The organism is Mesorhizobium sp. M7A.F.Ca.ET.027.03.2.1 (assembly GCF_003999175.1).
In the GTDB taxonomy this organism is placed as follows: Bacteria; Pseudomonadota; Alphaproteobacteria; order Rhizobiales; family Rhizobiaceae; genus Mesorhizobium.
The window spans coordinates 1-11,958 of the sequence record NZ_RZOM01000060.1; the positions used below are offsets into that span (position 1 = coordinate 1).

Below are 11,958 nucleotides of genomic sequence, written 5' to 3' on the forward strand. Positions count from 1 at the left end.
ATGCACAATTGCCCTGCATCCACACCTTTAAGCCGGCTACCTGTTTCCCGCGGCGCGATGCGGCGCTATGTGGATGAAACTGGGAGATCGACCATGCTGGGCTGGTTCCGCAAGCTTTTGCCGCGCGAAGATCGCTTCTTCGACCTGTTCGAACGACATTCGCGCACCGTGGTCGGCGGCGCCGAGGCGCTGGAGCAGCTTCTCCAGGGCAGGGATATCGACCTCTGGTGCCAGAAAATCGTCGATCTCGAAGATGAGGCCGACCACATCACCGCGGAAGTCCTGCTGGCGGTGCGGCGCTCCTTCATCACGCCTTTCGATCGCGGCGACATCAAGGACCTGATCCAGTCGATGGATGATGCCATCGACATGATGCACAAGACGGTCAAGACGGTGAAGCTGTTCGAGCGCAAGGAATTCGATCCGCTGATGCAGGAAATGGGTGGCGTCATCGTCGCCGCCGCCAAGCTGGTGGCCGAGGCGATCCCGCTGCTCAACAAGGTCGCGACGCACACGGTGCGCCTCAACGCCATCGCCGAAGAGGTGATGCGCGTCGAAAGCCGGGCCGACGACCTGCACGAGCAAGGGCTGAAGGATCTCTTCAGGAAGCACGGCAGCAGCGATCCGATGGCGTACATGATCGGCAGCGAGATTTATGGCCAACTGGAAAAAGTGGTCGACCGCTTCGAGGACGTCGCCAACGAGATCAGCGGCATCGTCATTGAGAATGTCTAGGTGATGGAAGCCACCATTGCCTTTCCCGTGCTGGTCGGCCTCGTCGGCGTCGCGCTGTTCTTCGACTTTCTCAACGGCTTGCACGATGCCGCCAACTCCATTGCCACCATCGTCTCCACCCGCGTGCTAAGGCCGCAATACGCGGTATTGTGGGCGGCTTTCTTCAACTTCATCGCCTTCATGTTCTTCGGCCTCCACGTCGCCGAGACAGTGGGCAAGGGTATCGTCGATGTCAGCATCGTCACCCCGGCGGTCATCTTCTCGGCGCTCGTCGGCGCCATAGTCTGGAACATCGTCACCTGGATCGCCGGCATCCCGTCGAGCAGCTCGCATGCGTTGATCGGCGGCCTGGTAGGTGCCGGTGTGGCAAAGGCAGGCGTGGGCGCCATCGTCTGGACAGGGCTTGGCAAGACGGTTGCGGCAATCGTCCTGTCGCCAGCGACCGGCTTTATCCTGGCGCTCGTCCTGATTTTCGTCGTCTCGTGGCTCTTCGTGCGCCAGACGCCCTTTGCGGTCGACAGTACCTTCCGCGTCATGCAGTTCTTTTCCGCCTCGCTCTATTCGCTCGGGCACGGTGGCAATGACGCGCAGAAGACCATGGGCATCATTGCCGTGCTGCTCTATTCGCAAGGCATGCTCGGCGCGACTTTCCATGTACCGCTCTGGGTTGTCCTCACCTGTCAGGCGGCACTGGCGCTCGGCACCCTGTTCGGCGGCTGGCGCATCGTCCACACCATGGGCTCGAAGATCACGCGGCTGAACCCGATGCAGGGTTTTTGCGCCGAGACCGGCGGGGCGATCACGCTGTTTGCCGCGACCTGGCTCGGCATTCCCGTGTCGACCACGCACACCATCACTGGCGCCATCATCGGCGTCGGCGCAGCCCGCCGCGTCTCGGCCGTGCGCTGGGGCATTGCCGGCAACATCGTCATTGCCTGGATCGTCACCTTGCCGGCCACCGCTTTGATTTCTGCGCTCACCTACCTGGCGGTTGGCCTGGCGAGGTGACGTAAAGAAATCTACCTGTCCACAAGGTTCAGGATGTTGCCGTCCGGGTCCTTGAACCAGGCGACCTTCATTCCGTAACCGACGTGGAGATCGCCCTCCAGCGTCAAGCCCGGCATCTCATAGTGCTCGAAGGTGACGCCCTTCGTCTTCAGTTCCTTGACGATGCTGCCGATCTCGTCGCCAACCATCCATGTCACCGCTGTCGCCTTGTTGGTTCCGGCAAATTGGGAGTGATAGACGTTGATGGTGGTATCGCCGCTTTTGTAGACGATCAGTTCGCCGCCCTCATCGTGCACCTGTTTCAGGCCAAGCGTTCCCTCATAGAAAGCCTTGGCTTTCGCGAGATCCTTCACCGCGAGATTGGCCGTTGCATTGCTGTTTGCGAGCATGATGGTCTCCTTTCCTGGTTGTCGACCCCGTGCTGGTCACCGAAATAGGTCGCCGCGATCGTTTGACGACTGTCGCTCGACCTGATTGTTGGCCGCATCGGCGCTCGATTATCTGGAAGACGTTTGGCGCGGATGAAATCCGACAGGACCCGCCGCTTTTCCAGGCACGCCAAGGCAGCCATTGCTCCACGGCTTGGTTCTGTCCGGAAACTGCATTATCTCAGGTGCAAGCTGCATCTCAGGCGCAAGCTGCGTAAGGAAAAACTGCCATGTCCGTCACCAAGGAAATCGTCACCGAGCGTCTGAAGACGGTCAACGGGCCGGATTTCACCGGCAACATCGTCGACCTCGGCATGGTTTCGGAGATTTTCATCGCCGACGGGAAGGTCTTCTTCTCGATTACCGTTCCCGCCGCTCGTGCCCAGGAAATGGAGCCGCTGCGCGCCGCCGCCGAGCGCGTCGTCAAGGCAATCCCCGGGGTCGCCGGCGCGGTCGTCGCGCTGACGGCCGAGAAGAAGGGCGGCGGCATGGAGGCGCCGGTTCCGTCGCGCCCCGCACCCAGGCCCGTTCCGCCGGCTGCGCCCGCTGCCGCCGCGCCGCGTGCGGCTCCGCACGCGCCCGCCTCGCACAGTTCGGGCAAACGTGGCGTGCCCGGTATCGAGGCGATCATTGCCGTTGCTTCCGGCAAGGGCGGCGTCGGCAAGTCGACCACCGCCGTCAACATCGCGCTCGGCCTCGCCGCCAACGGCCTGCGCGTCGGCGTGCTGGATGCCGACATCTACGGACCGTCCATGCCCAGGCTGCTCAACATCCACGGCCGGCCGCAGACCGTCGACGGCAAGATCCTGAAACCAATGGAGAATTACGGCCTGAAGGTAATGTCGATGGGTTTCCTCGTCGACGAGGAAACGCCGATGATCTGGCGCGGCCCGATGGTGATGTCGGCGCTGACGCAGATGCTGCGCGAGGTCGAATGGGGCCGTCTCGACGTGCTCGTCGTCGACATGCCGCCCGGCACTGGCGACGCGCAGTTGACCATGGCCCAGCAGGTGCCGCTGGCTGGTGCTGTCATCGTCTCGACGCCACAGGATCTGGCCCTGATCGACGCGCGAAAAGGCCTCAACATGTTCAAGAAGGTCGACGTCCCGTTGCTCGGCATCGTCGAGAACATGAGCTATTTCATCGCCCCGGACACCGGCAAGCGCTACGACATCTTTGGCCATGGCGGCGCCCGCCGCGAGGCCGAGCGCCTCGGCGTCACCTTCCTCGGTGAGGTGCCGCTCGAAATGGGCATTCGCGAAAGCTCGGATGCCGGCACGCCGGTTGTCGTCTCCAAGCCCGATGGCCCCGAAGCGAAAATCTACCGCGACATCGCTTCGAAGGTCTGGGACCGGGTCAACGAAGAGCGTGGTGCTGCGGCAGCCGCCGTGCCGAATATTGTGTTCGAGTGATGCCCGCTTGAGGGCTCAGCCGCCGACCTTTTCGCCGAACGACGAAAAAAACTGTCCGGCCAGTTTCTTCGAGGTCGATTCGATCAGGCGGCTGCCGAACTGGGCGATCTTGCCGCCGACATCGGCCTTGGCCGCGTAGCTCAATATCGTGGCGTCGGGTCCGTCTGCCGTCAGCGTCACGTCGGCGCCACCCTTGGCGAAGCCGGCAATGCCGCCCTTGCCTTCGCCCTGGATGGTGTAGGAGTGCGGTGGCTTCAGGTTCTTCAGCGTCACTTCGCCGTTGAACGTCGCCTTGATCGGCCCGATCTTGACCACCACGGTCGCCGCCATCTCGGTCGGCGACTTCATCTCCAGGCTCTGGCAGCCGGGAATGGTCGCCTTCAAGACCTCGGGATCGTTCAGCGCTTCCCACACTTTTTGCAGCGGTGCGGCAATGCGCTCCTCGCCTTCGATCACCAAAGCCATGAAAACCTCCCGGACAAGACTGTCCGAACCCGTAACGCACGGCTTGGTGCGTGTCTATCGCACCAAAGTCCGGTTGCGACCGCACGCCCTCTTGCCTGCTCCCGCGCGTTGCCATATCGATTTGTCTTACAAATACGGAGACCATGATGGCAGGCGCCCCCACCCATAAGAAAAAATTTCGCTCGCAGGAGTGGTTCGACAATCCCGACAATCCGGGCATGACGGCGCTCTATCTCGAGCGCTATCTCAATTACGGCCTGACGCGCGCCGAACTGATGTCCGGCAAGCCGCTGATCGGCATTGCCCAGACTGGCTCGGATCTGTCGCCTTGCAACCGCCACCATATCGAACTCGCCAAGCGCGTGCGCGAAGGCATCGTCTCGATGGGCGGCATTCCGTTCGAATTCCCCTGCCATCCGATCCAGGAGACCGGCAAGCGCCCGACCGCGGCACTTGACCGCAACCTTGCCTATCTCAGCCTGGTCGAGGTGCTCTACGGCTATCCGCTCGATGGCGTCGTGCTGACCATCGGTTGCGACAAGACGACACCGGCCCTGCTGATGGCGGCGGCCACCGTCAACATCCCGGCGATCGCCCTGTCGGTCGGCCCGATGCTCAATGGCTGGCACAAGGGCAAGCGCACCGGCTCCGGCACCATCGTCTGGGAATCACGCCAGCGCCTGTCGGCCGGCGAGATCGATTATGACGAGTTCATGGATATCGTCGCCTCGTCGGCGCCGTCCACCGGCTATTGCAACACCATGGGCACCGCCACCACGATGAACTCGCTGGCCGAGGCGCTTGGCATGCAGTTGCCAGGCTCGGCCGCCATTCCCGCGCCCTACCGCGAGCGTGGCCAGATCTCCTATGAGACGGGAAAACGCATCGTCGAGATGGTGCATGAGGATCTGAAGCCGTCCGACATCATGACGAGAGAGGCTTTCGAGAACGCCATCGTCGTCAATTCGGCCATTGGCGGCTCGACCAACGCGCCTATCCATCTCAACGCCATCGCCCGCCACCTTGGGGTCAAACTCGACAATGACGACTGGCAGACGGTCGGCCTCAATGTGCCGCTGCTGGTCAATTTGCAGCCGACGGGCGAATACCTCGGCGAGGACTACCATCATGCCGGCGGCGTGCCGGCGGTCATCGCCGAACTGATGAAGGGCGGGCTGTTGCCGCATCCCGGCGCGCGCACCGTCAACGGCAAGTCGATCGGTGAGAACAGCGAGGGCGTTGCCAACGAAAATCCCGACGTCATCCGCTCTGTCGCCAAGCCGCTGAAGGCCAATGCCGGCTTCATCAATCTTCGGGGCAATCTGTTCGATTCGGCGATCATGAAGACCAGCGGCATCTCGCCGGAATTCCGCGAGCGCTATCTGTCCAATCCCAAGGATCCCGAAGCTTTCGAAGGTAACGCCATGGTTTTCGACGGGCCGGAGGATTACCACGCCCGCATCGACGACCCGGCGCAAGGCATCGACGAACACACCATCCTGTTCATGCGCGGCGCCGGCCCGGTCGGCTATCCCGGCGGTGCCGAGGTCGTCAACATGCAGCCGCCGGCCTATCTCATCAAGAAGGGCATCCACGCGCTCGCTTGCATCGGTGACGGCCGCCAGTCGGGCACGTCGGGTTCGCCCTCGATCCTCAACGCCTCGCCGGAAGCCGCGATCGGCGGCGGACTGGCGCTGCTCAAGACGGGCGACCGGGTTCGCATCGACTTGCGCAAGGGCACGGCCGACATCCTCGTCACCGACGACGAGATCACCCGGCGCCGCGCCGAGTTGCAGAACAATGGCGGCTTCCACTATCCCAAGCACCAGACACCCTGGCAGGAGATCCAGCGCGGCATGGTCGCGCAGTTCTCGGAGGGGATGGTGCTGAAGCCGGCGGTGAAATACCAAGATGTCGCGCACACCAGCGGCGTGCCGCGGGACAATCATTGATTCTGGATCGACGGATGGCGGCTTGATCAAATCAGGCCGCCATCGGTTTTCCGGTCAGCGTGTTGCATCCCGGCCGGGTAGGTCGAGAACGGTCACCGTCCTTGACAAGCGCGCCCAACAAATCCACCATCATGACAAGGGGTGCATCGCGACGACCCCGTGAGGCGTCAGCCCAACGTTCGCGTCCAAGCTTCTCTTTTCAGGAGGTGGACGCCATGCCGTCAACAACCGCTATCACCGTACCGCAATTGTCCCGGCTCATAGGTCTGCCGGGTGCACCTGTCATCATCGATGTTCGCATCGAAGAAGATTTCGAAGCCGATCCGCGCCTGTTGCCGGCCTCGTGCCGGCGCGATTTCAAAACCGTTTCGACCTGGGCCGCTGCATTCGCCGGCAAGCCTGTGGCCGTCGTCTGCCAGAAGGGGCAAAAGCTCTCGCAAGGCGTCGTCGCATGGCTGCGCCATGAGGGGATATCAGCCGAATCCCTTGAAGGCGGCTTTGAGGCCTGGCGCGATGCCGGGGGGCTTCTGGTCCGCACCGCCAAGTTGCCGCCACGCAATGAAAAGGGCGCCACCGTCTGGGTGACGCGATCCCGCCCGAAGGTCGACCGCATCGCTTGCCCATGGCTGATCCGGCGTTTCCTCGACCCCGACGCGGTGTTCCTGTTTGTCGAACCCGCTGAAGTATTGGCTGTTGCCGACCGCTTTCAGGCCGTGCCGTTCGACATCGACAATGTGTTCTGGAGCCATCGCGGCGAACGCTGCACCTTCGACACGATGATCGAGGAGTTCGGGTTGGAATCCGGGGCGCTCGATCGCCTGGCGTTGATCGTGCGCGCGGCCGACACCGCAAGCCTCGACCTGGTGCCCCAGGCGGCCGGTTTTCTGGCTGCCTCGCTCGGTCTGTCGCGTATGTTCCGCGACGATTTGGAACAACTGGAAGCAGGCATGCTGCTCTACGACGCGTTCTTCCGCTGGTGTCGCGACGCCACCGAAGAAACGCACAACTGGCCCGCTGCAGGTAAACCATCATGACCATTCTTGTCCCCGACAATAAGGCGGTGACCGTCGAGCCGCCGGCTGCGCCGACCTTCGCGGAAGCCACGAAGGTCTGGGCGAAAATCGGATTGCTCAGCTTTGGCGGACCGGCCGGGCAGATCGCGCTGATGCACAAGGAACTGGTCGAGGAGCGGCGCTGGATCGGGGAACGGCGTTTCCTGCATGCGTTGAATTACTGCATGCTGCTGCCTGGCCCGGAAGCCCAGCAACTCGCCATCTACATCGGTTGGCTGCTGCACAGGACGGCCGGTGGCCTTGTTGCCGGCATCCTGTTCGTCGTGCCGGGCGCGCTCGTCATGCTCGCCTTGAGCAGCCTGTACGTCCTCTATGGCGACATGCCGCTCGTCGCGGCGCTGTTTTTCGGGGTGAAGGCGGCGGTGCTCGCCATCGTCATCGAGGCGGTGATCCGGATCGGGCGACGCGCCCTCAAGAACCGGGTCATGGTGTCGACCGCGGTCGCGGCGTTCATTGCCATCTATGCGTTGAATGTGCCGTTTCCGCTCATCGTCCTTCTCGCCGGCCTGACGGGATGGCTGGGGGACCGCGTTGCTCCCGGCCTGTTTTCCGGCTCGGCCCATGGCAAGGACGGTGTTGCCGACTCCAAGGGAGCGGTCGACCTGATGTTCGAGCGGGGCGAACTGGCCCATGTCAAACCGACCAAATGGCACGCGCCGCGCACCCTCGCCATCTGGCTGCCGATCTGGCTCGGGCCTGTTCTTTTGATCTGGTGGTTCACCGGCTCCGCAAGCGTCTGGACCGAGATAGGCCGGTTCTTCAGCCTGATGGCTGTCGTCACCTTCGGTGGCGCCTATGCGGTGCTCGCCTATGTCGCCCAGGCAGCCGTCCAGTCCTTCGGCTGGCTGGCGCCGGGTGAAATGGTCGACGGTCTTGGACTTGCAGAAACGACGCCAGGACCGCTCATCCTGGTGCTGCAGTTCGTCGGCTTCATCGCCGCGTTCCGCCATTCCGGCTCGCTCGACCCGTTACTTGCCGGATCGCTGGGGGCGCTGCTCACCCTGTGGGTGACGTTCACGCCCTGCTTCTTCTGGATATTCCTCGGGGCGCCCTACATCGAGGCCTTGCGCGGCAACAAGGCATTGTCGGCCGCACTGGGCGCGATCACTGCCGCAATTGTTGGGGTGATCATGAATCTGGCCCTATGGTTTGCTTTGCATGTCATTTTCCGTGAGGTGCACGCGACGGGGCTTGGCATGAACGTGCCGGTGCTTTCGTCCATCGACTGGCGTGCGGCCTTGCTATCCGTGGCCGCCATGGTCGCCATCCTGAAGCTGAAAGTCGGCATGCTGCCGACACTCGCGCTATCCGCCCTTGCAGGGGTCTTGCTGGCGGCGGCTGGTTAGCCAGCACCGCCTTTGTAATCCGCTTGCCCACCACATAAGTGGGCTGGAAACGGAAGGAAACATCATGGCCGGACGGCGCTCTTCCCTCGGCTTCCTCGGAATGTTCGGCCGTTCGGGCGACTTGAGGCAGCTCGACGATGCCTTGCGCGGCGCCGATCTGCATCCAGCCCTTGTGCCGGAGGGCGTGAAGCTTACCATCGTCAACCTGATGAAGGATCGCTGGCCCGACGAGCCGCCGCCGGGCACCTATGCGTCGGTGGCACAATTATGCAGCTATTGCATCGCGGGTCCGGAAACCTTCGAGCAAGCCAATGGCCATGAGCGGACGCTGGAAGCCGAGCGTCGCATCGAGGCGGCGCTTGAAACCGGCGACAGCCTCGACGCGCAGATCGTGCTGATGACGCTGCATGCCAAGCTCATCAACGCTGAAGTCGTCGACCGATACGGGCTCAGCGCGGAATGACGCGAAAGGCAAGATCTGCCTGATCCCCCGCGGCAGCCGAGCCGATCAGGCCCGGCTGATCTCCTCGAGATACCAGCCGATGTAGCGCAGTTCGTTGTATTCCATCGGCGCGATCGGTCCGGGCACGAAATAGTGCGAACGCACGCCGCCCGCGGTGTGCTCGATGATCTTCTTGTCCTCTTCGGTGGTGACCTTCCACAGCCAGGTCAGCTTCTCCAGATCGTAGTCCTGGCCCTCGACCGCGTCGCCGCGCACCAGCCAGATCAGCTCCATCTCACAGGTACCAGCTGTTTTCGGGATGAAACGATAGATCATGCCGTGATCGGGATAACAGACGAGAAAGGTCGTACCGCCAAGATGGATCGATGTCACGCCACCATCATAGTCGGTGAAACGGCCCATCAGCGGCGCGACCGGCGAGCCGTCCTTGCTGCCGCTGGAAACGCCGTCATAGAGCGCATAGCGGAAAGTGTGGATCGCCTCCTGTCCGGCGGCCGAGTTCTGCCAGCGGTTGGCGCTGCCGATCTCGATGCCGAGCGCGCAGGTGCGTTGCTCCATCGCCGCATTGAGCTGCTCGATCATCTCGGCCGGTTTTTCCAGCGCATGCGTCTGCGAATATTCCGGATGCGCCGGCCCGCAATGGTAACATTCGACATAGTTCTCGACGGCGAGCTTCCAGTTGGCGTCGAGCGCATAGGACTGACGATACGCCACCTTGGCGTCGCCCCAGCCATATTGGCCGCAACTCGTGCGCAGCGACTGTTCGATCGGATCGAAATCGAGCGGCGTCTCGGCGAAGGAAATGAAGACCAGCCCGGAAGCGACGCGGACATGAAGCTTCTTCAGCCCGTGCGCCGAGCGGTCGAAATCCTTTGGCATCAGGCGCGCGGCACGCAAGGATCCGTCATTGGAATAGGCCCATGCGTGGTAGGGGCACACGAACATCTTCGCATTGCCCTTCTCCTTGGTGCAGACCTCGGCACCACGGTGGCGGCAGACATTGAGCATGGCATGCACGGTGCCATCCATGCCGCGCGTCAGGATGACCGCCTCGTCACCCAGCTTGAACAGCTCGAAATCGCCCGGGTTCGCGATGACGCTGGCATGCGCCAGGCAGTGCCAGTGGCGGCGAAAGACACGTTCCATGTCGCGCTCGAAGATCGCCGAATCATGATAGAAGGCACGCACCAGGCCGTGACCTGGCCGATGAGATGCCACCAGCCGATCGATCGCGTCGCCGTCGGTGGGTGCTTGCTGGATAGGATGCACACTCATTTGTCGTTCTGCCCGATGGTTGATCCCGGAGCAATTCCAGGAAAAGTGTGAAGCGGTTTTCTGTTAGGAATTGCGTCAAACGAAGAGCGCAATTCCAGGAAAAGTGTGAAGCGGTTTTCCGTCCTGAATTGGCTCCGGGTGGTGGCTGTATGGCTGCACGAACTCGTCTCCGGTCAGCCGCCCATTTGCGTGCGCGGCAGGTGGATCAGGTTGCCGAAGCGGGCACGCAATCTGTCGTCGACCTGTTTTGGCACGTGGCGCGGAAATCGCTCGGCAAGAATGCGTTTCTTCTCGGTGATCGCACGCAGCAATATATCAGGCCGGCCTTTTTCGTTCCATTCCTTCGGCGAGGAACGATCGCCGAGGGCGGGATAGAAGTGCTCGGTCTGCATCAGCTTGAGCGTTTGTTCGTTGTCGAGATAGTGGCCCGGCCCCTTGAGGCAGACCTCGGCGATGCTGTCGATCGACAGGGCCTCGTCAGTCACGTCGATGCCACGCGCGCAGCCCAGGCAATGACCGAGCATGTCGTTGTCGATGACCAGGCTCTCCAGGCAGAAGCCGAGCAGCGAGGCATGCATGCCGGCCGCCTCGTAGACGAGGTTGAGGCCGGAGAGGCCGGCCATCACATTGGTGATGCCCTTTTCGTAGCCGGACTGAATATCGGGCAATTTCGAATCCGTCATGCCGGCGGCGGAGCCACCGGGCAGGTCGTAGAATTGCGCCATCTGGGCACAGGCCGCCGTTGCCACCGACTGCTCGGCCGACCCGCCCGCCATGGCGCCGGTGCGCAGGTCCGACATGAACGGCCATGCGCCGAAGATCGCCGGATGGCCGGGCTTGAGCGCGTTGACATAGACCAGGCCGGCCAGCACTTCGGCCACTGCTTGCACGACGGCGCCGGCCATCGCCGCGGGTGCCGTGGTGCCGGACTGGCCGGTCGACAGCAGCAGGATCGGGATGCCGCCTTCGACGCAGGCCTCAAGCACGCCGCAGGCATCCTCGGCGAACTTCATTGGCGGCACGACGAATGAGTTGGAGTTGGAAACGAACGGCCGGGCACGGAAATTCTCCTCGCCGCCGGCGATGGCGTACAGCATTTCAAGCGCAGGCTTCACGTTCTCACGCACGGTGAAGGATGTTCCGACGTGCTTCGATGTTCCCATCACACAGGCATAAAGCGTGTTGAAATCCATCTCGAGCGGATCGGCGATGTCGCGCGCCACCATCGGCCGCTGGAAGAAATGGATGTTGTCCAGCCCGTCGACGATGCGGGCGGCATCATAAATATCCTGCAGCTTGGACTCGCGGTACTCGCGCTTCTCCAGATCCACCAGGTGCACGGCGATGCCTGCCGTGCCGTAGTGCACGCGCTTGCCCTGGACCACCATGTCGTGCCTGGGGTCCTGGCCATGAAGCGTGAAATGTCGTGCCGCCCGCTTGATGGTGTCGAGCACGAGCGCGCGCGGAAAGCGGACCCGGCCATCGTCGCCGTGGACCGCCCCCACCTTGGTCAGCACCTTTATGCAGGAAGGAATGGCGTTGGCGAAACCCACTGTCTCCAAAAGCGTCATCACGCCCTCGTGGATACGCTCGCGGTCATCCCCGCGCAGCGGCCCGTAGCCGCCGCCCTCGATGGCCTTGTGCTGGGGTCTGGTATCCTCCACCAGGGGAGATGATCGCATGGCATGTCCTGTTTCGCGAAGACCGGAGCGCTGCGGACGACGGTTCGCCGGCGTGTCCTGCTGTTCGACAGCCACTGGCATGGAAGCACTCCACCGTCGTCGGCAGGAACTCGTGGCGG

Annotated in this window: 11 protein-coding genes; 7 read left to right on the top strand and 4 right to left on the bottom strand. The window is 62.7% G+C overall.

Features of this window, described 5'->3' with window-relative positions; all coding sequences use genetic code 11:
* The first annotated feature begins 93 nt into the window (after positions 1-93).
* Both EN750_RS04780 and EN750_RS04785 read left to right on the top strand, forming a co-directional pair.
* The gene (locus EN750_RS04780; RefSeq protein WP_127267007.1) at positions 94-735 is read left to right on the top strand and encodes a DUF47 domain-containing protein; all 642 of its coding nucleotides are present in this window, start codon (positions 94-96) and stop codon (positions 733-735) included.
* A gap of 3 nt (positions 736-738) precedes the next feature.
* Positions 739-1,743 carry an inorganic phosphate transporter gene (locus EN750_RS04785; RefSeq protein WP_127395778.1) on the top strand — a complete coding sequence of 335 codons (1,005 nt, stop codon included), beginning with the start codon at positions 739-741 and terminating at the stop codon, positions 1,741-1,743.
* Between the two features lie 11 nt (positions 1,744-1,754).
* Here EN750_RS04785 and EN750_RS04790 read toward each other — a convergent pair whose 3' ends face one another.
* The gene (locus EN750_RS04790; RefSeq protein WP_127317735.1) at positions 1,755-2,132 is read right to left on the bottom strand and encodes a VOC family protein; all 378 of its coding nucleotides are present in this window, start codon (positions 2,130-2,132) and stop codon (positions 1,755-1,757) included.
* 269 nt (positions 2,133-2,401) lie between these two features.
* Between EN750_RS04790 and EN750_RS04795 the strand changes: the two genes are divergently transcribed.
* Positions 2,402-3,583: an Mrp/NBP35 family ATP-binding protein gene (locus EN750_RS04795; RefSeq protein ID WP_127395772.1), complete on the top strand. Its 1,182-nt coding sequence runs from the start codon at positions 2,402-2,404 to the stop codon at positions 3,581-3,583.
* Between the two features lie 15 nt (positions 3,584-3,598).
* Here EN750_RS04795 and EN750_RS04800 read toward each other — a convergent pair whose 3' ends face one another.
* Positions 3,599-4,048, bottom strand: coding sequence for a carbon monoxide dehydrogenase subunit G (locus EN750_RS04800; protein WP_127395773.1), 450 nt, complete (start codon positions 4,046-4,048; stop codon positions 3,599-3,601).
* 146 nt (positions 4,049-4,194) lie between these two features.
* Between EN750_RS04800 and EN750_RS04805 the strand changes: the two genes are divergently transcribed.
* From EN750_RS04805 to EN750_RS04820, 4 genes are all read left to right on the top strand, one after another.
* Positions 4,195-6,000 (top strand): IlvD/Edd family dehydratase, encoded by a 1,806-nt coding sequence (locus tag EN750_RS04805; protein WP_023811496.1) that lies wholly within the window; start codon positions 4,195-4,197, stop codon positions 5,998-6,000.
* A gap of 215 nt (positions 6,001-6,215) precedes the next feature.
* The gene (locus EN750_RS04810) at positions 6,216-7,034 is read left to right on the top strand and encodes a chromate resistance protein ChrB domain-containing protein (RefSeq protein ID WP_127395774.1); all 819 of its coding nucleotides are present in this window, start codon (positions 6,216-6,218) and stop codon (positions 7,032-7,034) included.
* A complete protein-coding gene (gene chrA, locus EN750_RS04815; RefSeq protein ID WP_127395775.1) occupies positions 7,031-8,419 on the top strand; it encodes a chromate transporter in 1,389 nt (462 codons plus the stop codon). Before EN750_RS04810 ends, chrA begins: the two co-directional genes overlap by 4 nt.
* A 64-nt stretch (positions 8,420-8,483) precedes the next feature.
* Positions 8,484-8,882: a hypothetical protein gene (locus EN750_RS04820; RefSeq protein WP_127317745.1), complete on the top strand. Its 399-nt coding sequence runs from the start codon at positions 8,484-8,486 to the stop codon at positions 8,880-8,882.
* A 45-nt stretch (positions 8,883-8,927) separates the two neighbouring features.
* Here EN750_RS04820 and EN750_RS04825 read toward each other — a convergent pair whose 3' ends face one another.
* Together EN750_RS04825 and EN750_RS04830 are read right to left on the bottom strand one after the other, a co-directional pair.
* Positions 8,928-10,157: an aromatic ring-hydroxylating dioxygenase subunit alpha gene (locus tag EN750_RS04825; RefSeq protein WP_127395776.1), complete on the bottom strand. Its 1,230-nt coding sequence runs from the start codon at positions 10,155-10,157 to the stop codon at positions 8,928-8,930.
* Between the two features lie 173 nt (positions 10,158-10,330).
* Positions 10,331-11,920 carry a trimethylamine methyltransferase family protein gene (locus EN750_RS04830; RefSeq protein WP_127395777.1) on the bottom strand — a complete coding sequence of 530 codons (1,590 nt, stop codon included), beginning with the start codon at positions 11,918-11,920 and terminating at the stop codon, positions 10,331-10,333.
* Positions 11,921-11,958: the final 38 nt, after the last annotated feature.